The sequence below is a fragment of the Leucobacter manosquensis genome (genome assembly GCF_018304845.1).
GTDB classification, from domain to species: Bacteria; Actinomycetota; Actinomycetes; order Actinomycetales; family Microbacteriaceae; genus Leucobacter; species Leucobacter alluvii.
Window position 1 is genome coordinate 1962257 of sequence record NZ_JAFEVO010000001.1, and the last position, 24875, is coordinate 1987131.

Below are 24875 nucleotides of genomic sequence, written 5' to 3' on the forward strand. Positions count from 1 at the left end.
ACAGGAAAGGCCTTTCATGTCATTGACAGAAGAGGGAGCGTTCACACGTCGTGAACGCCGAAAGCGTCGAGTCTTCACTCGTCGCGCTGGAGTGCTTATGCTCTCCGGCTTGCTCGCTGCAAGCGGCGTAGGAGTGGGCACCGTGCTCGTTCCCGCGCAGATGGCTCAGGCAGCAACCCCCGGAGCAGGTTTCTACGATGGTGCCGGCTCCGGCATCGGCGCGCTCGTGCACAGTGATGGCACGATCGTCTACTGTCTCGAAATGGGTCACATCGTACCCGAGGGCACTGACGCACCCCTGGTTCCCGTTTCCGGCGTGGAAGGCTACAGCTTCCAGGGCTGGGTCAACGGCTTCCTCGGCATCAACGGCGCATCCGGTACAGCTGGGGATCTCACCCCGGCCGATACAGCTGCGTTGACATACATTCTCGGCAACTTCGGCACCACCTCAGACAGCGTCCAAGCTGCTGCAGTACAGCTGGCCGTCTGGGATTTGCGAACTGCGCAGGGTGACGCTGGCTATGCAAGCACCATCGCTCAGGTGAAGCAGAGTCTTGCGGACAAGGGCTACCAGAACGCAGTCGATTTCGCCGCCGCGATGATCGCAGAGGGACGCGCCTACGCTGCGAACCCTGCCGGTGGCAGCGGTCCAGCTATTCAGCCCAACGCCCCCGTCATCACACCGACCGGCGCATATGCCGGCTACGTGTCAGTTGAAGCGGGCACCACGACAATGAGCATCGAGAACGGCAAGTTCACCGCTCAGGCTGGCGTCGATGTCTCTGCCGATGGTAAGACGGCGACGATCACTGATGGTGCCGCGCATCAGATTCAGTGGGAAGGCGTACCCCCACAGGGTTACGAATTCGGTCGCTACTACCGGGTGAGCTTCACGGGCGGGTTCTCGTACACCGTCACGACCGCGGGCGAGCTCGTGGTGTCGGACCTGGGTGGTCTGAACCAGAAGATCGGTATCGGGCGTCCGTCGACGTCTGAGAGCCGCACCGGTGAATTCGAAGCACAGTACGTCGACCCCGACACGATCTGGGCACCGACGCTGACTTCAGACACCGTCACGAAGCAGGTGAAGAAGGGGCAGAAATACTCCGACACTCTCACCTTCGCCGCGGACCCCAACGTGGGCTCCGGAATCTGGCGGAAAGCCTGGAACGAATCTGCACAGAAGTGGATGTTCGCGCCCATCAAGGCCAAGGGCACCGCATACGGCCCGTTCCTGCAGGACCCGGCCGAGAACCCGTCCGGCAAACCGCCGAAGAACGCTCCCATCGCAGCGACTGCTGAGATCACGACGTCGACGGCAGATGGTCCGAACGTAACGTACGAGGTGCAGTCGAAGGAGGTTTCCAAGGAGACCGGGTACATCACCTGGGTCTGGGAGATTGACTTCGAGGATCAGCTCGATAGCGTCGTGAAGCCGAAGCCTAACGGTGTCCGCCAGGCGGCATCGCTGCCGGAGAAGTACCACTTCACCGATGGTTACGGCGTGAAGACCGAAACGCAGTGGACCCCGACCGAGCTCGAGTTCAAGAGCGATCTGTCAGCGTCCGAGATCACGGTCGGCAACGACTACACGGACGACCTCGAGGTGAAGCTCGCAGGTGGCGGCGGTTGGCTCCAGACCGATGGCAAGCGCACGCCAGCTACGGTTCGTGGCACCGTCTACGCATCTGATTCGAAGCCGAAGCAGCAGCAGAACGCCCCCAAGGGTGCCGAGGTGCTGCAGACGACCACGATGACGATCGACACTCCGGGCCAGAAGAAGACGTCAGACATTCTCTCGCTCCCGATCGACACGAAGGCGAACTACATCACGGTTCAGTGGTGTGTTATCGACGAGGACCAGCCCGCAGCAAGCAAGGGCAAGTTCGAGGAGACCTGCGACGACTACGGTGTTCCCGCCGAGACGGCGAAGGTCATTCGTCCCGAGGTCACCACTCAGGCGCAGGAAACCGGCGCGGTCAAGGGTGACATCAACGATGTCGCCAAGATCGAAGGCGGGCTCCCGAGCACGCAGAAGTACGATCTCGCCGTCGATTTCACCGCGTACCTGAAGCCTGAAGCAGGGCAGCCGAAGTACGACGAGAACTGGAACCCCGTCCTCGATGACGCCGGTAACCAGGTGCTGTGGACCGAGGCAGAGGTCGCAGACCCCGCCGCAGTCTGCGCCGCACAGCCCGTCGCGCACACCGAGGACGTGGCCGTGACGAAGCTGGGCGAGGTCAAGTCCCCGAGTGTGAAGGCTGAAACAGCCGGAACCGTGTACTGGGTGGAAGAGCTCACCGCGACTCCCAAGGAAGGTGGCGACGAGATCGTCATGCACCGTGGCGAGTGCGGCCTGCCGAACGAGACCACTGAGGTCGAGAACCCCAAGGTCACCACGAAGGCAATCGAGAAGGGCGCCGTCCGCGGCAACATCCACGACGTCGCAGACGTCGAGGGTCCGCTCTCTGAGCGCCCCGAGGTCAGCTACGAGGTTGACTTCACGCTGTACCTCAAGCCCGAGGCAGGACAGCCGAAGCACGACGAAAACTGGAAGCCGATCGTCGACAAGGACGGCAACGCCGTGCTGTGGACCGAGGACGAGGTGAAGAACCCGGACGCTGTCTGCATCGCGCAGCCTGTCGCTCAGACCAAGCCGGTCAAGGTCGATGGACCGGGCAAGGTGAAGTCGCCTGATGTCGTGACGAACTCCGAGGGCACCACCTACTGGGTGGAAGATCTCAAGGTGATCGACGGCGAGGAGCCGCCCACGAGCCTGCACCGTGGCGAGTGCGGCCTGCCGAACGAGACCACTGTGGTCGAGGAGCCGACCGTACGCACGGAGTCCGCGGGCACCGTGAACGTCGGTGACGAGATGTTTGACACCGCGATCGTCGAGGGCCCGCTGTCGGATCGTCCCGAGGTCGAGTACAAGGTCACCTTCAAGGCGTATGAGCGCACCGAGGGTGAGCAGATGGTGTGCTCCACCGAGCGCGAGCTTTCCGATTTCGAGGACGCGACCGGCGTGAAGGTTACTGAACCCGGTTCGTACGAGTCGAAGAAGGTTGTCACCCGAGAGGAGCACGTCGGCCTGGGCGGTTACGTCGAGACGCTCGTGCGTATCGAGGACGGCAAGGAGACCGTCGTGCACGTCGGTAAGTGCGGCGAGAAGTCCGAGAACTTCGAGATCACCCCGAAGCCTGCGCTGGCTCTCACGGGTGGCAGCGGAATGCTCGGCGCTGGTGTCGCAGCAGCGTTCCTGCTCGCAGCTGGCGCAGCGCTCGCACTGCTGCAGCTCCGTCGCCGCAAGATGGCATCGGTCGAGGCAGGTGATGTGACGCTCAACAGCTAACACTTCATGGGGGTAAACGGGGATAGAGAGGCCCTGGTCAGGATCATCCTGGCCAGGGCCTCTCTATGTGCTGTGGCGGTTCTCTATGAGAGGAACCACTCGACCGCGTGGATCATTCGGGTGAACTGCTGCAGCTGCATCATGACGAGAGTGATTGCTCCGATGCTCGCTAAGTGGGCGAGATAGGCGAAACCAGCGAGGACGGCGTAGAGCATTGCGATGCGGACGCCGAGGCCAAACATGGTGCGAGGGATGATGAGTTGACGCATGAGTGACTCCAAAGGTTGATAAGTGGGTCAGCGCAAGTGGTGCTTACCTGGAAGTGTGGGGCCGATCGGCCCCACACGGTGGCCTCAGAGTGCTGAGTCGGAGAGGTCGTAGCCGCCCCAGGGTGAGCGGCCAGGGACGTGACGGGTGCCGTACGTGCTCCGTTCGCTGATGATCGGGAAGCCGGGTGCTTGCCACGCGGCTGGGTAGTGTTCCTCGAGCCAGGTCTGGAGCCGTGCGAGCTTCTTGCGTTCGCCTCCGTGTTCTGCGAGCTTCTTCGGGACGACGGGGAGATCTCGCCAGCCGGGAAGTACGTGGTCGTGCCACGCTTCGACGGCTGCGTTCTCACTGGTGCTGATTGTGTGCCAGCGGCACGGGCCGCAGATGATCTGGTACATGAGGTCGCCCGGGAGTTCCCCGTCTGCGTGGTCGTGCTCTGGTCCGCCGAAGCGGCCACCGTCGCACCGGGCGTCGGCCTGGAACGATGCGTTCTGGTGGGCTCCGATGCTGATCTCTTCGCCTCTGCGGTACTTGTCGCTGTGCCACATGTGGCTGTAGGGCACGCACCCGAAGCTTCCGTTCTCGAACTGCCAGCGCTTCCATGCTGCGTCGAGTTCGGCAGGGGTCCGGTACTGCTCGTGATAGCCGAGCGGTGCCCCGTCCCAGGTGGGTGCGGTTTCGACGGCGGCCTGATGGATGAGGGCGTCGATGTCGAAGCTGAGTTGTGCGGTGCTCATTGGTGGGTGCCTTTCTTGGCGAGTGCGGGGAGAATCCAGAAGCGGTACCCGGCGATACCCCACAGCCCCATGACGCGTGCTCCGAGGGCCGCGAGTTGCATCGTGTAGTCGCTCATTGTCTGCTCCTTGTTCTTGATCCCTCCCTCACGTTTTTTGCCGTGAAGGCACGTATGTGCCTGCGGAGGCGTGGAGCTCGGAGGGGGTACGCAGCGTCGATCCCGCATGGCGTAGACATGCGAGAGCGATGCGGCAAGCTCGGCCGCGTAGCGGGTGTGCGACCGTGCCCCTGGAGAGCGGAACGGCCGTATGCTGCCGAAGGCTTCATGGCAAAAAACGGGCGTAGCCCGAAAAGGAATGACGCCGGCCTCCGTGTCGGCGTCCACCAGGAGCACCCCGGAGGTGTGGTCCTTCCCGCGCAGCGGCTGCTGCGCAGCTGGCGGGTTCTGTGGAGTATGAACCGTTACGCGCTTTCCCGATCCCGTGTTGACCGCGTCCAAGTCCGAAGAGAAGAAGCCGTCGCCCAGCGCGCTACCGCGGAGCAGGCGGTCATCGGCCACGCTCAAGAGCAGCGTGTGTTCCTCATCGTCCAGAAGAAGCTCTCGCGTCTTAAAGGGGTCAAGGTAACGATGACGCAGACCGGCCTCGCGGTGGAGAAGACTCCGCGCCTTTCCTGGGGATGGACGTTTGGCGTCGGCTCTGTTGTCGCGAGTGTCTTTGCGTTCGCGGTGTGGGAGTTGGCTTGGGCCGGATTTCTCCTTCTCACGGTCGGCATTTGCTTGATTGCATATGTGGCCTCTGTCCGGCGTCAGAGCGTGCGTGCCATATTCGCTCCCGGAGATTCAACGCTCCCTCGGCTCACGGAATGGTCTGTTCATGATCCGCGGCCGCAAGTGCGTTCGTACATCTATCGGAAGTTGCTTAGGCAGCCAGGTGCGACCGTCACGGACTTGCCATCTACTTGGGATCAGTTGCTGAAGTGGGTGCTTCGTGGTGCGTGAGCGCGGTCAACGTCCCGAGAGTCCTGCGGCTCCCCCGCCCGCAGAACCCGTGCGGGGGGTGCCTGAGCTTCCGATCGATTGGATGGCGCTCGATGCGGTTGCGCAGAGCGAAACACTCCGGAGCGTGCTCGGTGAGTGGGTGCCGAAGATCGTATGCGAGTTCGCCCTCAGTGAGCAGGTGGTGCCGCGGTGCTGGTATCGGCATTCGGCCATGATTCACGAGCTGTTGGCGCTGTTCCAGTATCGGCAGCAGCAGCAGTTCAACATGGAGCTCGGCCCGCCCGTATCTGCCGCGATCGACTTCCAGTACCAGTTCAGTCTCTGGCGGCAGCGAATGCGATCTCTCACAGGCGACGCCGGCTGCACAGCTTCGAAGCACCTGGCACAGCACCGCCCGTCATGGGCAGATTCGTCGACCACTGACTTTGCGATGTGGTCGGTGGATCTGGACGAGTTCGCTCGCGAGCTGGTGGCGTTCGCTGAACCTGACGTGTCTGAATCATCTGCCCTCGAAAACGGAGAAGAGTCATGAGCAATTTGCAGGCCAACTGGAAGAAGTGGAAGCCCCGACTGGTCGCGGCCGGCGCCGGCGGTTTCGCGGCCGCGGTCGTAGTGGTGATGATCGGCATCATCATCGGCCCGGGCGACACCGCGGCTACCAACGAAACGCGGCCGTCGCGTGACAGTTCGCAGTCGACCGACAGTGACAAGCCAGCCCCCGAGCAAGAGGCGGAAGAAGCGGTTCAGGAGCTTGCGGCAGCTCCGACGCTAGGAGATGACGGGTTCGCGTCGATGGAGGTCACCACAGATCCGCGTGTCGCCGCGGCGTCTGCGGCACAGGTGCTGATGTCGGCGGATACGAAGAAGATCGAGTGGGTCGAGGATTTCCGCAAAGAATCCCTCTCACGGGTCATGCGCCCAAGCTCCGATTACGTCGGCCCGGGTGACGGGCTGCAGGTCAAGGCGTTCGGCGGTGACACCTATTACGGTGACGAGCTGATCGACCGCGCCCCGGAGATGCTCGCGACGGAGAAGTACTCCCCTGACGGGTGGTGGTGGCTGCTCGGCGATACGCAGAGTTTCGGCGGGTTCGCATCCTACGGCGCGAGCCTCACGTCGCGTGCGATCGAGGTGTACGACCAGGAAGAGATGGAGGAGTATTCCGGTGGGTCGTACTGGACGAAACCGTCTGATCAGATCACCGTCGACATCGATCCCGAAGCGTCATTCGAGCTGTACTGGGTGCGGGTAGAGACCGCGACTGATGCCGGTGAAGGGGCAACCACGCAGCGCTACCCAGTGGCCCTCGCGGTGTACTGCGATCCGCCCGCTGACGGTGGGGTGTGCGGTGTGACCTCGCTGATGACGCGGTACCCGGATGGCTGGAAGACGAGCTACTAATGGCTGCACCCATCGCCGCGAAAGTTGCGGTCCAAGTTGCTCAGTCAAAGACTGGGCGGCGCATCATTGCGGGCGTACTCGCCCTGATTCTGCTGATCGTGATGCTGCCGGCGATCCTCATCGGTGGCGCCGCGATGGCGATCGCTGTCGGAACCGGGGAGTCCGGGACGTGCACCACTGGTGAGGCTGCCGGAGGGTTCTCGAGTGAGCAACTCGGGAACGCGGCAGCGATCCGTGCAGCCGCAGCGGAGATGGAGGTCCCCGATTCGGGTGTGAAGATCGCGATCATGGTGTCGCTCGTGGAGTCGGATCTTCTGAACCTGGCGAATACGGGCGTCCCCGAGTCGCTGTTGCTCCCGAACCAGGGCATGGGGTCTGACCATGACTCGGTCGGCATCATGCAGCAGCGTCCGTCCTCCGGGTGGGGCACGCCGGCCGAGTTGATGAAACCTGAGTTCGCCGCTCGTGCGTTCTTCGGTGGTCCGAGTGGCCCGAACGGTGGGAGCCCGCGCGGGTTGCTCGACATTCCCGGCTGGGAGTCGATGGGGTTGGGTGAGGCCGCGCAAATGGTGCAGGTCAGTGCGTTTCCTGACCGGTATCAGGAACGCTCGGCGGACGCCGACGCAGTGCTTGCAGCGCTGGGTGACACCACGGCCATCTGCGAGGGTGGCGACGGCGGCACTCCCCCACAGGTCGTGGGTGGCTGGGCGAACCCCGTGGGGATGCAGACGTGGGCGACGTACCCCAACCACGCTGGTGGCGCGATGGACGTGCACGTCGGTACGGGCACCCCCGTGTACGCGCCCGCTGCGGGGAAGGTCTTCGACCTCTCCGAAGGGTGCGGGGGGATGGTCATCGGCATCCAGCACGACGTGCAGTACACGACCGCGTTCGCGCACATGTCCTCATTCGCCGTGGCAGCAGGAGAGCACGTCAAAGCCGGTCAGCTCATCGGATACTCCGGCGCCTCGGGATCGTGCGTCAACGGCGCCCACCTGCACTTCGAGGTCCGGATAGGACCGAACCCCACGAGCTGGGGGACGTTTACGCCTGCATACAAGTTCATGCGCGAGCAAGGAGTCACGATGGGTCCCTGCACCGGAGGGTGCGACCTGTACCCGATGTGAGAGGAAAGGGCGAAGAGGGGGTGTTCCGGGAACGGGGCACCCCCTTCTTCTTGTGCGCGGGGTGCGCGGTCCCCGTCTTCTATGAGGCGATCCACCAACCTCGAAAGGACACATTTCATGTCTCTCCCCTCCTTCTCGGCGATCGCCGAAACGACTGTTCGTAAGGTGCTCGAAGTGCCCGATATCAACGCGGACTTCAGCACCGGTCCCGCACGGGCCGGAATGACGCTCGTGAACCAGATCCTCGCCGTGGGAACGGTCGTCGGCATCGTCGCGTTCATCGCGGCTGGGTGCCTGCTCATGTTTGCCGGCCTGGACAGTCGCAACAAGACCCGCGCGTGGGTGGCGCTTGCTGTCGCCGGTATCGGAGCCGCGGTGCTGGGGTCGATCGTCGCGATGATGAGGTTCTTCGGCAACATCCCACTGTTTTAAGCACAGGGATCATCGTGTTTTTGTTGGAAGACCAGATCGAGCTCGGCTGCACGCCGGGTCTCGATTACCCCATCTGCGTCAGCGCAGAATCGACTGCACGCGGCATGGGCTCCTTCATCGGGTGGCTCGCACAGACCGTACTGGGTTCGCAGGAGTTCGCCCCCGGGACGACGCTGTGGGATAACGCGATCGGTGAAGCCTCGAACTGGTTCGCGATCGCGATCGTCGTGATGCTCATCACGGGCATCGTGGGGGTGTCGACTGGCATGTTGTCGATGAAAGGCCGCCGCTTGTGGGTGTCCGTGCTGAGTATTGCCGCAGCGATACCTTCCACGTTCCTCTCGCTCGCCCTCGGTGGCGAGCTGCTCGCGATCAGTAATCAGCTCAGTGAGCTCGCGCTCAAACGCATCGGTGGTGAGGACGGGTTCGAGAACCTGTTCCGCACCGTCGTGCAAGGCGGCACCGGGTCGGACGTGGGCGGGGCAGCGCTTACCCTCACGGGTCTGAGCTCAGCCATTCCGATGATTCTGATGCTGATCGGCATCCTCCTCGGGCTGTTGCTGATGTCGTTCGCGCTCGCGTTCCGCAATCTGGGATTGATGGTGCTCATCGCGTTCTCCCCGCTCGCGTTCATGGCTGTGCCGATGCCTGGTGGTTGGGGTATCGCGAAGAAGTGGGCGATGGCGGGTATCGCGTTGCTGCTCGCCAAGCCCCTCATGTTCGGGATCCTGGCAATGCTGTTGAAAACGTCGGATGGGATGGCGCTGTTCTCGCCACAAACGTTGACGGTGATGACGGGCCTGTTCGTGGTGTCATTCATGCCGATGATGTCGTACTCGTTCTTCGCGTTCCTCGGTTCAGGCAACGAGAACATGGCCGGCCAAGGCATGGCCGGCCAGGCCGGTCAGAAAGCGGCTGCCCCGGTGCAGCGCGCAGCGGGGGCAGCCACGGGCAAGATCGGGGCCGGCGCTGCGGGCGCTGCAGGCGCTTCAGGCGCTGCGGGTGCGGCCAAGAGCGCGACGTCGACGAGCTCACAGGCGTCAAGCTCCCCCACCAGCTCGAAGGGGCAGCAGGGCGATTCTTCCGGCAAGAGCGATGCTTCGGCCGCAGCCAAGAACGGCGCTGTGACGGGTGGCGGTGCGACTCCGGCTGGCGGAGCACCCGGCGGCGCAGGTGGCAGCAGAGGTGGAGCACCAGCGCCGGCTGGCGGGGCCCCAGTGAGCGCGGGCAGCGGCGTCAGCAGCGGCCGGTCTCCTCAGGTTCCGTCCGCCCCTGCACCTCCCGCGCCCGGTGGCGGCAGCGTGCCGCAACCGAAGCCGGGAACGCCTACAACTCCGAAGTGGTGATAACTGATGGCTCACGAAGAACTGGCGACAGTTCGTTTCTCCCGCCGCGCCTCCCAGGGCGTGGTCCTGGGTATCGACAAACCCGGCATCTGGTCGCTGGGGATCGCGATCGCCCCGGTGCTGGCAACCGTCGTCACCCAAGGGCCGTTCAATGCGGTGTTCGTGGCAATTCTGATGTCACCGCTCGCGATCACGGGACTGATTAAACGGCACGGGATCGCACTCACGCTGTGGCTCGTCTGGGCGACACGTTTTCGATTGAGAAAGATGATGGGACGAACAATGTTCAAGCGTCGCGTGAAGCGGGCAGAGCCGATCATTCGCGGCGAGCTGCAGCTTCCAGGGCTCGAAGATCGGTTCCAGATCTGGGAGTCCCCCTCGGGGATCGCCGTCGTCTGGGACAAAGCACGGCAGACGGCGTCGATTACCTGCATGGTGACTTCTCCCGGTATGGCCAGGCACCGCACACAGGTGATGACCGCGCACGACCGGGAGCACCTCACTGCTGCTCTGATGAGCGTTGCGGGCTCGTGGACGCGGCGCCGGCAGATCATGCGCGTCTCGATGCAGGAGCGGACCCGGCCGGGAACGATCGTCCGCGAGCAGCGCACGTTCGACGCGCTCGGTGCGACCGGAGATCTCGCTGAGTCGTATCAGGAAGCGCTCACGCGTGTGGCCGAAGAGAGCGTTCTGCACCCGCAGTCGATCACGCTCACCATCGACGCCGGCGGTGGTGCGGGGCGTGCGGCCGCGAAAGACCTCGGCGGCGGAAAGGCCGGGATCCTCGGCATGGTCGAGCAGGAGATCGCAGCAACGACTGAGTCGCTGCGGGTCGCAGGTTTCACGAAGGTGGTGTGGACCTCTCCTCGCGAGTGGGGCGCGTGGGGGCGCGGCATTGTCGACCCAGTCGCGGAAGGCAAGATCGACATCCGCCTGGGGACCGCTTTCGAGGGCATCGCCCCGGAGCTTGCAGGCCCGATGTCGTGCATCGACGAGAAAAACCATGTCGAGACCGACTCAGCGTTCCATCGCGTGTACTGGATCGCGGAATATCCGCGGCTGGAGACCCTGCCGGGGTTCATGGGCGAGGTGGCAAGCGCAGAGACTTCCGCGGGTATCCCGGTGCGGCACACGTTGCAGATCGTGGGAACACCCGTCCCGATCGAACAGGCACTCAAGGGCATCCGCAAGCAGCGAGAGTCGTGGAAGCAGAACGCGGCGCTGAAGGCGCGGCGCGGCAACGATATGACGATCGCGGACAACTCCGACTGGCAGAACCTTGATGCGCGCGAGCAAGACCTCATCAACGGGCAGGGCGAGCTGGCCTGGACCGGGTTCGTGGTCGTGTCGGCGCTGAGCCATGAAGCGCTCCTCCGCAGCTGCACGTCGATGGAGCTCGCGGGCAGCACTGCCTCGATCGAACTTGTTCCACTCACCTATCAGCAGGCCGCTGCGCTCATGACAGTGGCGTACCCAGCCGGAACGGGCATGTAATGAATCAGCACCAGCAATTGGCGTTCCTCCCTCAGAAGCTGTCGAGGAAAGAACGCCGCATCCTCCAAGAAATGCACACCGTTGGTGGCGACGAGGCCGCTGCGGCCGTCGACGTGGAAGAAGCACCCTATCTGTCTCGCGTAGGGCGCATCATGCTCGGCCACACCAAAGACCTGAAGCTCCCCCAGCACACCGGGACCGGGTGGGAGTGGGCGGCACTGAACCCGTTCCCGTTCTCCGACGTGCCGGTCGTTGCGGGACCGGTGATCGGGCTTGAGCGCACCTCTGGCGGGCAACCGTTCTCGTTTCACGCATGGCACATGTACAACGAGGACATCATCACCTCCCCCAACGTCCTGTTCAAGGGCGGCATCGGGCGAGGCAAGAGCTACTTCATGAAACGCATGGTCGCGCTCGGGGTGCTGTTCGGCGTGATCTCGATCAACACCAGCGACGTGAAAGGCGAGCACGGGGTCGTAGCTGAAGCGCTCGGTGGCCAGTGGTACCGCGTCGGGGCGTTCGGCACGGACGTGCGCGTGAACCCGTTTGAGAAGGGCGAGCGGCACTTCAAAGAGACCGAGATCGAGCACAATCAGCGCATCCACGCCTCCCGGCAGTTGGTCGCCCAGCAGCTCGCGGGACTCCTCCTCGAGGACGAGGAACCCCTCACCGCGATTGAGAAGTCGATCCTGGCGTGGGCGCTTGAAGAAGTCGTTCGGGAAACCAACGACCATCCCACGATCAGGAAGGTCGTGCAAAAGATCGACGATGCCGACGCGCTCAGCAACGCGCGCGGCGGCCGCTTTGAACGCGGTGAGGAACGGCGGCTCAGATTCCTGTTCGATCCAATGCTCACCGGCAATCTCGCCGGCATGTTCGAGGACGAAGGGACGGTCAGATTCAACCCGGATTCGCCGTACACCGTGTTCGACACGTACGCGATGCAAAAACGCGGAAATCTCGCGCTCGCCCTCACCCAGACGATCACGAACTCCTGGGTGATGAACGTCGTCTCCAACAAGTCGGCCGGACGGATGATTCAGGTCATCCGCGAGGAGGGGTGGCGCGATATGAAGACGCTGCAGGGCCTCGAAGCGCACGAGCTGCAGTTGAAGCTCTCCCGGGAGTACGGCATCTCTCTGATGATGGCCGTTCACGAGGATGGCGATTTCGATTCGGTCGGTACGCAGGGCTCGAAAGAGCGGGAGCTCGCGCAGAAACTGCTGCGTCAGTACGCCGTCTCGTTCACGTTCCATCAGGGCGATCGCACGCGCAGGCGCGCGGTCGAGTCCGGGAATCTCACCCCAGGCGAGGCTGCGATGCTGGCGAGCTTTTCGGGGCAGCAGGGTATGTGCCTGTTGCAGGCCGACGAGCGGTCATTCGTGATCGACGGCCGCTCGACGTCGACGGCGTGGGAGCGCAACTTGTTCGACACCGACCGGGCGATGCGCGCCCGCGAGGCGCAGCACGAAACCCTGGGGGTCGCAGCATGAACACCGACAACGGAGTGGACTCGCTCGTCGACGAATCCCTCACCTTGTTCGCGGAATGCGACCCGGGCATCACGGACCCCTACCTGGAGGAGGCGTGGGCGTTGCTCGTGGATCTCGTGCAGATGGCCGGTGCCAGGCTCATGGAGCACCGATTCGGCGGACTCATCAGCGCCGCCGACGAAGTGGCGCTGTACCTCGGACAGCTCGAACGCGTGTCGCAGGTCGCCCGCGAGGCACCGTTCCAGGTCCCCGCGATCGCGCTGCGACCACTGAAAGCGGCCGGCCGGTTCGTGGAGCACTCCCCGCACCGTGACGAGGTGTGCCAGTTGCTGCTCGCGATGCCGCACATCATCGCCGGCTACGCGTCATACCTCACCCGCACCGCGGGCCGTCCCGCTCGTCCCGCACTGGACGTGCTGGATCTCGCCGTGCGTGCGGGAAGCGTCTACCGGGACAGTCTCACGCGCGCTGTTCCTGCCCTCTGAACCCCCGTTCCTGAAAGGTATCTCCTGATGAGTTCTCCAGATCGCGTCGCTCCCGCATCCGAGTTCGGCCGCGTCGTTCGCATGATGGGAGTGTGGCAGCGCGTCGTCGTGTTCATCATGCTTCCCGCGATGCTGCTCGGTGTCGTGCAGGCGATCACGCAGGCGATCGTGCTCGCGATCAACGGCAATCGCAACTTCCAGGTGCTCGGTGTGCTGCAGTACGTCGCCCAGTGGGGACGCGCAAACCCGGCTGAGGCGTACGGAATGGCCGGCTCAGTGGTGCTGCATTGGGCGATCGCCGTACTGCTGCTGGGCGTATTCGGTACTGCAGCAGGCGCGATCGTGTGGTGGAGCATGAAGCGCCGCAAGAACCCGCAATTGCGTGCGGGCCTCGCCTCCGAGAAAGATGTGCAGCGGGAGCTGGGTACGAAGCAGTTGGTGGAGCAGCGTGGCCCGAAGCTGCGGCCGTCGCTTGCGGGGAAGCTCATCAAACCCGAGTGGGTGGGGTACTGGCTCGGACAGTTCCGGGGAATGGATGTGTGGTCGCGTGTGGAGGATGCGATCATCCTCATTGGCCCGTCGCGTTCGGGTAAAGGGTTTCGGTTCTTGCTGCGCATGATCCTGGATGCACCAGGCGCGGTCATCACCACGAGCGTGCGTCTGGACAACGCGAAGATCACGATGCGCGCGCGTGAGCGCGCCGGCTCCCCCACCCTGATCTGGGCGCCGGGCGTGGAAGGCGGCAAGGAGACCGGCCGCACATTGAAATGGGATCCCGTGGCCGGCTGCGTCGAAGAGGAAACGCTGGTGCGTCGCATGAATGCGCTGATCCCTGCTGGGGCGTTCGGCGGGTCGACGTCGAACGGTGGCCACTGGGATGCTCTCGGCAAGCAGCTCGCGGGGCACCTGTTCCACGCGGCCGCGTGCGGCGGTGTCGGCGTCGACGAGATCTGGGGGTGGGTGATGTCACCCACGATGGCTCAAGAGGCGGCACGCATGATCCGAGAGCATCCCGAGGGGATGCCCGAGCATGCCGACCATCTCGAATACGTGCTGGGCATGCCTGCCGAGCAGCGCGCCACGAGCTGGGGAGTGCTCCCTACGGTGCTCGCGTTCATGGGCTCGCGTGCGGCGCGCTGGTGGATGAAACCCGACGAAGAGGAGACGGTCGACCTGGTCGATTTCATCCTGCGCCGCGGCTCGGTTTTTATCGTGGGCGACAAGATGGCAGCCCCCGAGTACACGCGCATGAATGACGGTCTGCTCGCAGAGTTCGACTACATCACGAAGGGGATCGCGGCCGCGTCCCCCGGCTCCCGCCTTGATCCTCCGGTGTCGTATGTGCTCGATGAGGCCGGCAACATCGAGTACCAGGGCATGTACGAGATCATCACCGCGGGTGGAGGGTACGGGCGCGTGGTCGTGGCCACGTTCCAGTCGAAGAACCAGCTCGAGCAGTTCGGCGACAACCAGGTCGGGGCGACGCTCTGGGATGCGGCGCCGACGAAGATCATCCTCCCTGGCGGCGGCGACACGAAAGCGCTCGAAGAAATCTCGAACCTGATCGGTGATGTGTGGGTGGAGCGGCAGTCGCAGACGCTGGGAAGCGGTGACCCGTCCGCGCAGTACAGCACGGAGCAGCGTGCCGCGTTCTCGAAGAAAGAGATCCGCGAAATGGATCTCGATTACGCGTTTGTGTTCTACCGCAACCTCTCCCCCGTCGTCATCCGCACCAAGCCGTTCACGGAGCACCCCCGATTCGCTGAATGCATGAAGGATGCCGAGCAGGTTGACGCATCGTTTCGGGAAACCTCGAGGTACACCGAACAGATCGCAGAGCACGCGAACGCTCATGCGTGATCTGAATCCGTGGGCGCGACAGTCGCAGGGGCGCAACGCGCACCGCGCGTTCTACGCCGACTACATCAGGTCCGCGAAATGGTTTAGCCGGCGTGCGCGATGGGCTCTGGAGGAAAGTGCTCGGATTGCACCGGCACTTATCCTGTGCCGGGGCGGGTGCGGGAACGGGTGGAACCTGGACCGGGATGACCTGCATCACTGCGATTACGACCGTCTCGGAGACGAGGCGCACGAGGATCTGTGGCCGATGTGCCGAAGCTGTCACACGGAGTTACACCAGCTGCTCGATTCGTCTCGTTCGTGGCGGAAGCTGCCTAAGCGGCAAGCGAACCGGCAGGCGCTCGCGATCCTGGCCGGCACGTATGAGCCACCGTCTCCCAGATCATTGAGGGCCTACCTATGAAGTGTGCGGGGCTGCATATCGCCGCAGCCCCGCACTATTTGTTGGTCCTCAGGCGCAGGCCATGCAAACCAGACGCATCTACTCAGACATATGAGCGTGCCGTGTTCGAGCGCGGGAGTCCCGCACCCATGTCACGATGACGGTCAGGAGCGCGATCACTGCAGCCACGGGCAGCAGGTGCATCCCAATGAAGAAGATTCCGCCAGCGCCGATATTGGTTTCTCCGCCCCACCCGGTCTTGATGATGATCAGACCAGCCAGCAGGGAAACTCCAATCAAGAGGAAAACAGCTGAAAGCCAGGCAGCAGCGTTCTTCTCGTAGCTGACGAACCAGGTACCTGAGACTCCTGTGATCGTTGCGATCAGCACAAGAATCCCTCCCCATATTGGAGCGGGCAGACCTAAGTTCAGACTGCTGATGAAGGCCCATCCGGAGATTCCGAACATGACGGCAGCAACGCACAACAGTAAGCGGCCTACCTGGAGAGATACCGGTCGTTTCAACTGCCGTTCCAATCATTGGTCTTCCCACTGACAACCCCGTAGTACACGGAAGCCGCCCCGAAACACGCTGTCCCCACGGGCCTCGATTTGTACAGCTCGTACCCGCAATTCTGGCGGAGGCGCGATTTGAACGTGGAGTCCGCGTTTCTACGTTGCCCTTTCTTGCTCGCGAGCGAGAGGGGATGAAGTTGCACTTGGCGCATCTGCAACGCCTGACTTAGGCTGCGCTGGCGGCGCTATCTACGGGGTGAGGCGGCCGATCCGACGCTCGCCCATCATGGAATGGAGTCCAATCATGATCCTGGTCAAGGCGAACCTGGGAGACCTGAGCGAAGCGCGATACTTCGAAGCGACCGACGATAAGCCCCGCGCGCTGTATGTCGGAGTCGTTGAGCAGCAGCGAGTGCAGAACGAGGCTGGCGACTGGGAAGACGGCGACAAGGTCTGGTACCAGGCCCGCTTCAAAGGCGCAGACGCCGATTGGGTGCGGGACACCCTGCAAAACGGCGACCCGGTGCTGTTGTGGGGCAACATCCGCGACAGCACGCGAGAAGTGGACGGGAAGAGTTTCGCGTCGAAGGAACTGTTCGTTGATGCCGTGTCGGTCAATCCGCGCTTGCGGAAGGTTTCGATCGACCGTTCCGCGCGTCAGCAGCAGCAATCGCAGCAGGCGTCGCAGGCCGCCACTCAGGCCGTCGACGCGGAGGCAGACCAGCGGGCGCGAGCCGCCGCGCGGGCGACGGTGGTCAGCCGACTGCACGACGTCGTGGGCAAGCGGTACATCGACGGTGCTGTCGCCGACCAGGTCGTTGCTGCCTGGGATGATCCGGCGCTGCCGGTGCCAGAGCTCGGGCAGGCAACAGTGAGCGCGCTGCGTGCCGGAGGTGCGAACGAGGCAGTCGTGGCCTACGTATCGAGCGTCGCTGACGAATATGCGGGTGGCGGGCACGCGATGAGCTGGAACGAAGCTGCAGCGGCCGCGATCCCCGCTCCGCCCGCGAACGATACTTGGGCGATGGTGAATCAGGCGCGACGTGACGTAGCCGCAAGCGCCTCCCAGACACCCGGAATGTAACGACATCCACATAACGAGAGGGGCCGGCGCCAAAGCGCCGGCCCCTCTTTTCGTGCGCCCGAGCGCCTACTCGCGGTCTCGGGTGACTGCAGTGAAGACCAGAGTGAGCACGCCGATGGCGATGGGAGTCAGTATCGTCACGGCCGCCGAAACCGGGAAGAACACCGCCCAAATCTCGCTCATCTCGCCCTGAATCGGCACGAACAGGGCGAGCAAGTTATTGAGAAGCACGATGACGATCTGGGCGGCAAACATGATCGCGGGAACCCACTTCCACTTACCGAAGCTCTGCAGCGATCGCGCCGCGGTAACTGCGCTGATCAGAGCGACTGAAATGCCGATGACGATCGCAAAGGGTGACGCTGCAATGAGCCACAGCGGAGCGCTGCCCTCGCCACCGAAAACCGTTGAAAGCGCGAGCATCCCCCAGACAAAAGACCAGCCCGCGTAGAAGAGTGCGCAATATGCCGCAAACCGGCGACGGCCGAGCGGGCCCCGTGATGCCAGGCCAGTAAGCGCCAACACGGTATATCCAGCGCTGATCAGAGTAAGAGAAGAAATCTCACCCCAGACGGTCATCCAAGGGGCGGCCAAGTTACACACGGCCCCCGCCAAGATCAACGCGCCCGCGGCGAGAAGCCGCTGATCCATCGCCTGCTTTTCCGGTCTCGTGACTGTGGTGTCGATCATGAGTAAGCCCTCCCCCATCGTCATTGACTCGGACTGCTACTGGCATCCTCGCACGAGCACAGTCGGCACGGATCGTGCCAACCCCGCTTTCGTGTATGCGCTGCCCGCCCCTTCTTGAGGTACCAATACCTGATCGAGAGGACAGAGCATGGATACCGAGACGACTGAGCGAAGCGTTGTGGCGGAACTCGAACACCTCGAGTTCTGGCAACGCGTCGATGAGCTGCGAGCGGCGGGGCGTATCGGCCCGCATACTGAACTGCAGTTGCAGAAGATGGCCGAGGATTCGAGCAGTATTCAGGATTTCAAGGCGCGACTTCTCTATGGCGGACCTCGATTGATGGACGCCACCGAACAGCGGTACCTGACGTCAGCGATGGATACACCGGAAGGGCGTCGTCCGGAGTCCTGGGCGGAGTCCTCAGCGCACGTGCGGGCCTTCGGCGCGGATCAGTACCAAGGCAATGCTGTGGTGCAGCAGCGGGAGCGCGATCGTCAGGTGGAGGTGACTCGCGTCATCTCCTGACCTTGCGGTGATGAGAGGGGGTCGCGCTTCTAAGCGCGACCCCCTCTGTCCGTTGTGGGACTGCGCGTGTCTGGGCTTCAAGGGGCATGAAGCCGAGAGACGTCGAAGGTGGGGGCCAGAATGGCACGTAGGAAGCAGCAGGTACCGGATACCCAGATGGCGTTCGACCTGTGGGGCGAATTTGAGACAGCAGCAGCGACGGAAGGAACAGCACATGCACGATCAGGAGAGCCTCGACAAACTGCAGCAGTCGTGGCCGGAGACGACGGACTATTTGCGGCGGGTTGGTCAGGTCAACAACGATCTGGCAGTGCTGAGGGAGATCTCGCAGCGGGACGAGTACGAGGCGTCCCTAACGTGGCTGGATCATCTGGCGGTGGGCGTGGAGGATCTGACGAAGCAGCCGAACCCGGTGACGGTGCTGTGGTTCCTCCACCGGGACGGGATGGAGATCGCGAGCGCGAGTCAGGTCGACTCGTATCGGGAGATTCGGGAGGAATTCGATCAGGAGCAGATCAGACTCAACGGGGAGAGCTCGGGTCTGAGCTGGGACGTGCTGGACGAGGGCCCGTTCAACCTGCCGGACTCGGACGAGCAGCAGTTGTGGGCACTGCCGGAGCTGCAGCAGAAGTTCCTCGCGTGGGCGGATCAGACGGCGACCCGTCACGACTATCAAGGGCCGGCGCTGACCCTCGCACAGGGGTCGATCCTGTTCAACGTATGCCTGTTCCTGGAACAGGAGCCGGAGCAGTCTCCCGGGTGGGCGGAGGAGTGTCTGCGGTCCGCACTCTCCAGCGACTTCTTCGAGAAGGCCGCGAACCCAACGAAGTAGAACTCGATGAGTTGCGTCGCTTCCCCGGTTGGGGTGCGACACCGGAATTGTTCGACCCGAACTCGACCAAGTACGCCGCCGATCGTGAAGCGCTGCAGGAGATGTGGGGCGACACGGAGTGGGGTGCCGCACGGCGCACGGTCCTGAACGCGCACTACACGCACGCCGACTACGTCAGAGTGATGTGGGACGCTGCTGACCGGCTCGGAGTGCCGGCAGACGCGCGCGTGCTGGAGCCCGGCTGCGGCACCGGCAACTTCATCGGCCAATCGCGCCCGGGCCAGCGAGTGACGGGCGTGGAGCTTGACCCAACGACAGCCGGGGTCGCGCGCCTGTTGCACCCGGGAGCGACGGTGCGGAACGAGTCGTTCGGTGACACGTTCCTCGATCATGACGGCTACGATCTGGCGATCGGGAACGTGCCGTTTGGGCAGACGAAGCTCTACGATCCGGCGTACAACGAGGCGAAGCTCAGTCTCCACAATCACTTCATCGTGAAATCGCTGCGGCAGACGAAGCCGGGCGGCATCGTCATGGTGATGTCGTCACGGTGGACGATGGATGGGAAGACGGCGCGATCGCGGCGCGAGATCGCGAAGTACGGGGAGCTGCTCGGCGCGGTCCGCATGCCGCGCGGAGCTCACGGCGAGATCGCCGGCACTGACGCAACGATCGACGTTCTCGTGTTCCGGCGCCACCTGGGTGAAGCGCCTGAGAGTGAGCCTGCTTGGTTGCGCACGGTCGACGTCGACGGGGCAGCCGGGACCGCGGCGATCAACTCCTACTTCGAGGATCACCCCGAGAGGGTGCTGGGTGAACTCGGGACCCGGCTCGGACAGTTCGGGCCGGAGCTCACAGTCACCGCGGCCGACGTATCCGCTACGGCGGTGGCTCCAGCACTTCGGCACTCACTCGAACGCATCGTGGATGACGCGATCGCGAATGGTCAGGCGTGGCAGGCAGCCGGCCAGGTGGTGGCGGATCGGCCGGTCGCGCGTATCGTGCAGGATCCCGATCAGGTGATCGGGCATATCGGCGTCGACGAGGAAACGGGCCTCCTCACTCAGGTGGGGCTCGACGGGCCAGAGCCGGTGACCGTGCCGAAGAATGCAGTGGCGGAACTGCAGCACCTGGTGCGTCTGCGCGACGCGGCAGTAAGGCTGCTGGAGGCAGAGGCGTCGACCAGAGACGACACCCCGGAGATCGGTCGACATCGAGAGGCACTGAACGGCATCTACGACCGGTACGTGGAGAAGTTTGGGCCGGTGAACCGCGTCTCAGTCACGGTGAAAGAGCGGGCAGGGAAGGACCCGAGCATCATTCGCCGGTACCCGGCTGCGGTGCGGGCACTGCGGCAAGATCCGCACTTCGCGACGGTCGTCGCGCTCGAGCGATACAACGAAGACACCGGGGAAGCGCGGAAGGCGACGGTGTTCACGGAACGCGTGGTCGGTGCCGTGACCGAGGTGCACCGCGTCGACTCACCTGAAGATGCGATCCGTGTCTCCCTCGACCGGGTCGGGCACGTCGACGTGCCGCTCGTTGCGGAGCTGCTCGACGTCGACGAGGCGTCCGTGCCGGAGCGTCTGGGCGAGCTGGTGTTCTTGAACCCCGATGACCGGAAAACGTATATCCCCGCAGGCGAGTTCCTGTCCGGAAACGTGCGGCAGAAGCGCAAGGAGATGCGTGAGCTCGCGGCCGCCGATGCGATGTTCCAACGGCATCTCGACGCGTTGGAGCAGGTCATTCCCGAGGAAGTTGGACCCGCGGAGATTGACGTGAAGTTCGGGGCCGGCTGGGTGCCCGTCGACGACGTGTCGATGTTCCTGGAGCACGAGCTGAAGAAGGAAGTCAAAGCGATCGAGCGGATCGACGGTGAGTGGAAATTCAGCACCGTCGGAAAGCCCGCGCAGACGGCAGAAGGCAAGTGGGGCGTCAGCGGCGACCAGGTGAAACTCAGCGCGTCAACCGTCTTTGATCGCATCATCAATGGGAGGTCGCTGCAAGTGACGTACAAGCCCGACCCCGACAGCAAGTACGTCGTAGACCAGGTGGCCACGGAAACACTGCAAGAACGCGCTGCGGAGCTCCACGAGGCATTCCAGGACTGGCTCTGGCAGGACGGGGAGCGTGTGGAGCGCCTGCAGGAGCGCTACAACGATCTCTACAACGGGATCGTGCTGCGCTCCTACGACGGTGTCGAGCTGACGTTCCCCGGGAAAGCCGCCACGTTCGAGCCGCGCCCCCACCAGCACGCGGCAGTCGCACGGATGCTCGCTGAACCGGCGACGGGCCTGTTCCATGAGGTGGGAGCTGGAATGACCGCTGAAATGGTGCTCGGCGTGAAGGAACTCAAGCGGCTCGGCATGGTGAACAAGCCCGCGATCATCGTCCCGAATCAGATGCTGGAGCAGTTCACCCGCGAGTACAAGCAGATCTACCCGCGGGCGAAAGTCCTCGCTGCCGGCAGCGACGACATTCAGACGTCGGGCACGAAGAACGGGAGGAAACTGTTCGTCGCGCGCGCCCGGACCGGTGACTGGGACGCGGTGATTCTCACCCACTCTGCGTTCGAGCGGATCGGGCTGGGTGAGGCGAAAACCGTGTACGCGCAGGAGCGCCTGGGCGAACTGAAGCAGGTTCTAGAAGCGAAGCTCAACTCATCGCTCTCGGAGCGTTCGGTGAAGCGGTTGGAGGCCGATGTCGCGAAAGCCGAGGAAAAGCTCAAGGCTCAGATCGACCTCCCACAGGACGAAGGAGTGTCGTGGGAAGAGACGGGGATCGACTACCTCTGCATCGACGAGGCGCACAAGTTCAAGAATCTGACGGTAATGACGAAGGTCGAGGATCTGAACAAGGGCGGCGGTTCGAACCGTGCAACGGATCTCGATATGAAGCTCTGGTACCACCGTGAGCATCTGGGGCAGTCGCGGGTGACGACGCTCGCGACGGCCACACCGTTGCCGAATTCGATGATCGAGATGTACGTGATGATGCGGTACATGCGGCCTGACTTGTTGCGTGAAGCGCAAGTGTATTCAGCCGATGATTGGGCGAGGCAATTCACGGAGCAGGTGACCGCCGTTGAGGCGAAACCCAACGGGGGCGGCTTCCAGGTGAAGACCCGCACGACGAAGTTCCGCAATGTGCCCGAGCTGTTGCGCATGTGGCACGTACCCGGAGACGTGAAGACGCAAGCGGATCTGGCGTTGCCCGTGCCCAAGCTCGTGGAGAACAGTGACGGGAATCGGGCACCAGAAATGGTGGTCGTACCCGCTACTGCGGCGCAGGAGGCCGGAATGTTGGATCTGATTGACCGGGGCGAAGCGGTGCGAAACGGCACCGTCGATCCGACCGACGACAACATGCTCAAGATCACGTCAAACGGGCGCGCGCTCGCCCTCGATGCTCGCCTCATGGACGAGCCGGGTCCGGAAGACCACGAGACCACCAAGATCGACGTCGTGGCCGACAAAGTGTTCGAGATCTGGGACGAGAACAAGGATCGCGAGTACCTCGATGAATGGGGCGAGGTGTCCCCCACTCCCGGTGCGTTGCAGATCGTGTTCGCGGACCTCGGTACGCCAGCAACTGACGGCCGCTGGGATGCGTACAACGAGCTGAGAGATCAACTCGTCTCGCGTGGGGTTCCGAGAGCGCAGGTGCGCTTCATCCATGAGGCGAGCAACGACCAGGCGAAGGCCGAACTGTTCCAGCAGGCCCGCGACGGCCGCGTGCAGGTGCTGGTCGGGTCGACGGAGAAGATGGGCGTCGGCACGAACGTGCAAGCGCGCGCGATCGCGCTGCATCACGTCGACGCGCCGTGGCGGCCAGCCGACGTCACCCAGCGCGAAGGTAGGGAGATTCGTCAGGGCAACCAGAACCCGGAGGTGCATCTGCTCCGGTATGCGACGGAGGGCTCGTTCGATTCGTACATGTGGGGCACGCTTGCAAGAAAGGCGGCCTTCATCGAGCAGGTGCTCACCGGCAGACTCGACGTACGCGAGGTCGACAACTCGACCGAGATGGCGTTGCAGTTCGCGGAGATGCAGGCGATCACCGCGGGCGACATGCGCATTCTGGAGGTCGCGAACCTCCGAAACGAGACGCAGAAGCTCGCCAGGCAGCAGCGTGGCCACCAGCGCAAGATCGGTTCGATCGAGGTTCGGCAGAAGATGCTGGAGCAGCAGGTCGGCGTATTCGAGCACGACTTGCAGGTGCTGCGGTCTTTGGCTCCGAAGGTGGTCGAGACGCGCGGTGATGCGTTCTCGGGGCGGGTGAAGCCGTCGAGTTGGGCGGAAGCACCGACATATCGGGACCGGAAGGAGTTCGGGGCAGCGTTTCGCACCACACTCGAGCGCGCTCGAGCGGCAGTGCCGTACTTCGGGACGAACAACGCCGGCTACCCGGCACCACTGAAGTTCACAGTGTCGGTGGGTGGTCTGGACTGGGAAGCACGGCTCCGGTGGAACCCGAAGGCGAGCAACGATCCCATCGTGGAGTTCCACGCGGGCCGCACGATCCACGCGCTGCAGTACAAGATGCTGTGGTCGCGGGCGATGGACGGCGAAGTCGGCATGATCTCTCAGGGGTTCGAATCCCACGCTCGGACCATCCCCGATGAGATCGATCGCCATGAGGATGTGCTGCTGTCGACCCGAGGCGAGGTGCGGGAGCTGCAGGTGATGAGTGCGGAGAAGTGGCCCCGGAAGGATGAGCTGGTTGAGAAGCAGTTGCGGCTCGCCGGCATCATTCGTGAGCTCGAAATAGAAGCCGCGGGACCGAAAGATGCGACGGCGACGGCGCAACACACCGTGGAGCAAACAATGAGCAGTGGACACACGATGTAGCCGTAGGAAGGCCAAAAGCGGCGACCTTGCGTCATTTCGATGATGCAAGGTCGCCGCTTTCGTGTGCGGTCAAGTGAGTGGACGTCCCAGATTCGTCATCAAATGCTGGGAACATAGCTGTTGTCGTTGCACCCGTCGAGAGGACCGCCAGTCATGAGTAGTTCCGAGCCACGGGCCACGGCCGCCGAGGTCAACGCGCTCGTCGAGAACTACTACGGGACGCTCGGATCTGTCGGGTACGCCGAGCCGTTGCCGTTGCATCCCGCCGATACCGCCTTGGTGCTCGTGGACATTCAGCAGCACCTGTCAACGCGTTCGATCCGTGCCTCGCTGAAGCAGGTCGGTGTGTACAACGAGAGCGCCGAACCGGTGCTGACCGCGATTGAGGCTGACCTGCAGGCGGCGCTCACGAACATCAGCCTGGTGCTCGCGAAGTGCCGCGAGGTCGGCATTCGCCCCATCCACGTGGGCATTCAGTCGTATCTGCCGGACTCGGCCGACGCCGGGATGCTGCACAAAGCTGCCGGCATGTTGTACGCACCCGGCTCCTACGATTCCCAGTTCCTTCCGGAAGCTGCTCCGCTCGAAGGGGAGATCGTGCTGACGAAGACGTGCTCCGGCATCCACGTGGGAACGCACATCGACCAGGTGCTCCGAAATCTCGGAGCACAAAACGTCATCATGACGGGCTTCTACACGGACCAGTGCGTGAGCGCATCGGTTCGAGATCTCACGGATCTCGGCTACCGGCTCACCCTGGTCGACGACGCGATGGGGGCGATGAGTCCCGAGCGGCATCAGAACGCGCTGCAGAGCATTCGGAAGCTGTACGCGAATTCGGAGAGCACTGAAGAGATCCTCCCCCGCCTCGACCAGATTGCGGCGAAGCTGACGAAGAAGAAGCGCGGCTGGCTTTCTGGCCGGCACGGCAGGTAACCCGCCTGAACTCGTAAAGTTGCATGACACGCCCCACCATGCAACTTTTGTGCGTAGCGTTTTATCG

20 protein-coding genes are annotated in these 24875 nt (G+C 63.4%); 16 read left to right on the forward strand and 4 right to left on the reverse strand.

From position 1 onward, the window contains the following. Positions 1 to 16: 16 nt before the first annotated feature. A complete protein-coding gene (locus tag JSQ98_RS09130; protein ID WP_211649335.1) occupies positions 17 to 3352 on the forward strand; it encodes a hypothetical protein in 3336 nt (1111 codons plus the stop codon). A gap of 83 nt (positions 3353 to 3435) precedes the next feature. Here the strand turns inward: JSQ98_RS09130 and JSQ98_RS09135 are convergent, their stop codons facing one another. Both JSQ98_RS09135 and JSQ98_RS09140 read right to left on the reverse strand, forming a co-directional pair. Beyond that, positions 3436 to 3621 carry a hypothetical protein gene (locus tag JSQ98_RS09135; protein ID WP_211649337.1) on the reverse strand — a complete coding sequence of 62 codons (186 nt, stop codon included), beginning with the start codon at positions 3619 to 3621 and terminating at the stop codon, positions 3436 to 3438. Between the two features lie 84 nt (positions 3622 to 3705). Further along, positions 3706 to 4356: a DUF6349 family protein gene (locus JSQ98_RS09140; protein ID WP_211649340.1), complete on the reverse strand. Its 651-nt coding sequence runs from the start codon at positions 4354 to 4356 to the stop codon at positions 3706 to 3708. Between the two features lie 323 nt (positions 4357 to 4679). On the opposite strand from JSQ98_RS09140, the gene JSQ98_RS09145 reads away from it, so the two are divergent. The 10 genes from JSQ98_RS09145 to JSQ98_RS09190 all read left to right on the forward strand — a co-directional run bounded on the left by JSQ98_RS09145 (position 4680) and on the right by JSQ98_RS09190 (position 14992). After that, positions 4680 to 5354, forward strand: coding sequence for a hypothetical protein (locus JSQ98_RS09145; protein ID WP_211649343.1), 675 nt, complete (start codon positions 4680 to 4682; stop codon positions 5352 to 5354). 82 nt (positions 5355 to 5436) lie between these two features. Next, complete coding sequence (locus tag JSQ98_RS09150) at positions 5437 to 5886, forward strand: hypothetical protein (RefSeq protein WP_211649344.1); 450 nt, start codon at positions 5437 to 5439, stop codon at positions 5884 to 5886. After that, the gene (locus JSQ98_RS09155) at positions 5883 to 6755 is read left to right on the forward strand and encodes a hypothetical protein (protein ID WP_211649345.1); all 873 of its coding nucleotides are present in this window, start codon (positions 5883 to 5885) and stop codon (positions 6753 to 6755) included. The genes JSQ98_RS09150 and JSQ98_RS09155 overlap by 4 nt, the downstream gene beginning before the upstream one ends. Beyond that, positions 6755 to 7882 (forward strand): M23 family metallopeptidase, encoded by a 1128-nt coding sequence (locus JSQ98_RS09160; RefSeq protein ID WP_211649346.1) that lies wholly within the window; start codon positions 6755 to 6757, stop codon positions 7880 to 7882. The genes JSQ98_RS09155 and JSQ98_RS09160 overlap by 1 nt, the downstream gene beginning before the upstream one ends. A gap of 117 nt (positions 7883 to 7999) precedes the next feature. Beyond that, entirely contained in the window at positions 8000 to 8314 is a 315-nt protein-coding gene (locus JSQ98_RS09165) for a hypothetical protein (RefSeq protein WP_211649347.1), read from the forward strand. A 14-nt stretch (positions 8315 to 8328) separates the two neighbouring features. After that, complete coding sequence (locus tag JSQ98_RS09170) at positions 8329 to 9660, forward strand: hypothetical protein (protein WP_211649349.1); 1332 nt, start codon at positions 8329 to 8331, stop codon at positions 9658 to 9660. Between the two features lie 6 nt (positions 9661 to 9666). Beyond that, positions 9667 to 11154 (forward strand): PrgI family protein, encoded by a 1488-nt coding sequence (locus JSQ98_RS09175; RefSeq protein WP_211649350.1) that lies wholly within the window; start codon positions 9667 to 9669, stop codon positions 11152 to 11154. Beyond that, the gene (locus JSQ98_RS09180) at positions 11154 to 12647 is read left to right on the forward strand and encodes an ATP-binding protein (protein ID WP_249290791.1); all 1494 of its coding nucleotides are present in this window, start codon (positions 11154 to 11156) and stop codon (positions 12645 to 12647) included. Before JSQ98_RS09175 ends, JSQ98_RS09180 begins: the two co-directional genes overlap by 1 nt. Further along, positions 12644 to 13132 (forward strand): hypothetical protein, encoded by a 489-nt coding sequence (locus JSQ98_RS09185; protein ID WP_010155279.1) that lies wholly within the window; start codon positions 12644 to 12646, stop codon positions 13130 to 13132. The genes JSQ98_RS09180 and JSQ98_RS09185 overlap by 4 nt, the downstream gene beginning before the upstream one ends. Positions 13133 to 13159: 27 nt before the next feature. Beyond that, positions 13160 to 14992 carry a TraM recognition domain-containing protein gene (locus JSQ98_RS09190; protein WP_211649352.1) on the forward strand — a complete coding sequence of 611 codons (1833 nt, stop codon included), beginning with the start codon at positions 13160 to 13162 and terminating at the stop codon, positions 14990 to 14992. Between the two features lie 481 nt (positions 14993 to 15473). Here JSQ98_RS09190 and JSQ98_RS09195 read toward each other — a convergent pair whose 3' ends face one another. Further along, a complete protein-coding gene (locus JSQ98_RS09195; RefSeq protein WP_211649355.1) occupies positions 15474 to 15842 on the reverse strand; it encodes a hypothetical protein in 369 nt (122 codons plus the stop codon). Positions 15843 to 16176: 334 nt separating this feature from the next. Between JSQ98_RS09195 and JSQ98_RS09200 the strand changes: the two genes are divergently transcribed. Further along, positions 16177 to 16974, forward strand: a complete 798-nt coding sequence (locus JSQ98_RS09200) for a hypothetical protein (RefSeq protein ID WP_211649357.1) — start codon at positions 16177 to 16179, stop codon at positions 16972 to 16974. A 66-nt stretch (positions 16975 to 17040) separates the two neighbouring features. Here the strand turns inward: JSQ98_RS09200 and JSQ98_RS09205 are convergent, their stop codons facing one another. Then, the gene (locus JSQ98_RS09205; RefSeq protein ID WP_211649359.1) at positions 17041 to 17664 is read right to left on the reverse strand and encodes a hypothetical protein; all 624 of its coding nucleotides are present in this window, start codon (positions 17662 to 17664) and stop codon (positions 17041 to 17043) included. Positions 17665 to 17812: 148 nt separating this feature from the next. On the opposite strand from JSQ98_RS09205, the gene JSQ98_RS09210 reads away from it, so the two are divergent. From JSQ98_RS09210 to JSQ98_RS09225, 4 genes are all read left to right on the forward strand, one after another. After that, positions 17813 to 18190 (forward strand): hypothetical protein, encoded by a 378-nt coding sequence (locus JSQ98_RS09210; protein ID WP_211649361.1) that lies wholly within the window; start codon positions 17813 to 17815, stop codon positions 18188 to 18190. Positions 18191 to 18404: 214 nt separating this feature from the next. Continuing rightward, positions 18405 to 19022: a hypothetical protein gene (locus tag JSQ98_RS09215; RefSeq protein WP_211649363.1), complete on the forward strand. Its 618-nt coding sequence runs from the start codon at positions 18405 to 18407 to the stop codon at positions 19020 to 19022. Between the two features lie 47 nt (positions 19023 to 19069). After that, on the forward strand, positions 19070 to 23872 hold the full coding sequence (locus JSQ98_RS09220; protein ID WP_211649365.1) for a helicase: 4803 nt from the start codon (positions 19070 to 19072) through the stop codon (positions 23870 to 23872). Between the two features lie 153 nt (positions 23873 to 24025). Beyond that, positions 24026 to 24808 carry a cysteine hydrolase family protein gene (locus JSQ98_RS09225; RefSeq protein WP_211649367.1) on the forward strand — a complete coding sequence of 261 codons (783 nt, stop codon included), beginning with the start codon at positions 24026 to 24028 and terminating at the stop codon, positions 24806 to 24808. Positions 24809 to 24875: the final 67 nt, after the last annotated feature.

What these genes read in the sequence shown, in the direction of transcription:
- JSQ98_RS09130 (WP_211649335.1), top strand. Translation starts at nt 17, where the DNA reads ATGTCATTGACAGAAGAGGGAGCGTTCACACGTCGTGAACGCCGAAAG.
- JSQ98_RS09135 (WP_211649337.1), bottom strand. Translation starts at nt 3,621, where the DNA reads ATGCGTCAACTCATCATCCCTCGCACCATGTTTGGCCTCGGCGTCCGC.
- JSQ98_RS09140 (WP_211649340.1), bottom strand. Translation starts at nt 4,356, where the DNA reads ATGAGCACCGCACAACTCAGCTTCGACATCGACGCCCTCATCCATCAG.
- JSQ98_RS09145 (WP_211649343.1), top strand. Translation starts at nt 4,680, where the DNA reads ATGGCAAAAAACGGGCGTAGCCCGAAAAGGAATGACGCCGGCCTCCGT.
- JSQ98_RS09150 (WP_211649344.1), top strand. Translation starts at nt 5,437, where the DNA reads ATGGCGCTCGATGCGGTTGCGCAGAGCGAAACACTCCGGAGCGTGCTC.
- JSQ98_RS09155 (WP_211649345.1), top strand. Translation starts at nt 5,883, where the DNA reads ATGAGCAATTTGCAGGCCAACTGGAAGAAGTGGAAGCCCCGACTGGTC.
- JSQ98_RS09160 (WP_211649346.1), top strand. Translation starts at nt 6,755, where the DNA reads ATGGCTGCACCCATCGCCGCGAAAGTTGCGGTCCAAGTTGCTCAGTCA.
- JSQ98_RS09165 (WP_211649347.1), top strand. Translation starts at nt 8,000, where the DNA reads ATGTCTCTCCCCTCCTTCTCGGCGATCGCCGAAACGACTGTTCGTAAG.
- JSQ98_RS09175 (WP_211649350.1), top strand. Translation starts at nt 9,667, where the DNA reads ATGGCTCACGAAGAACTGGCGACAGTTCGTTTCTCCCGCCGCGCCTCC.
- JSQ98_RS09180 (WP_249290791.1), top strand. Translation starts at nt 11,154, where the DNA reads ATGAATCAGCACCAGCAATTGGCGTTCCTCCCTCAGAAGCTGTCGAGG.
- JSQ98_RS09185 (WP_010155279.1), top strand. Translation starts at nt 12,644, where the DNA reads ATGAACACCGACAACGGAGTGGACTCGCTCGTCGACGAATCCCTCACC.
- JSQ98_RS09190 (WP_211649352.1), top strand. Translation starts at nt 13,160, where the DNA reads ATGAGTTCTCCAGATCGCGTCGCTCCCGCATCCGAGTTCGGCCGCGTC.
- JSQ98_RS09195 (WP_211649355.1), bottom strand. Translation starts at nt 15,842, where the DNA reads ATGTTCGGAATCTCCGGATGGGCCTTCATCAGCAGTCTGAACTTAGGT.
- JSQ98_RS09200 (WP_211649357.1), top strand. Translation starts at nt 16,177, where the DNA reads ATGGAATGGAGTCCAATCATGATCCTGGTCAAGGCGAACCTGGGAGAC.
- JSQ98_RS09205 (WP_211649359.1), bottom strand. Translation starts at nt 17,664, where the DNA reads ATGATCGACACCACAGTCACGAGACCGGAAAAGCAGGCGATGGATCAG.
- JSQ98_RS09210 (WP_211649361.1), top strand. Translation starts at nt 17,813, where the DNA reads ATGGATACCGAGACGACTGAGCGAAGCGTTGTGGCGGAACTCGAACAC.
- JSQ98_RS09215 (WP_211649363.1), top strand. Translation starts at nt 18,405, where the DNA reads ATGCACGATCAGGAGAGCCTCGACAAACTGCAGCAGTCGTGGCCGGAG.
- JSQ98_RS09225 (WP_211649367.1), top strand. Translation starts at nt 24,026, where the DNA reads ATGAGTAGTTCCGAGCCACGGGCCACGGCCGCCGAGGTCAACGCGCTC.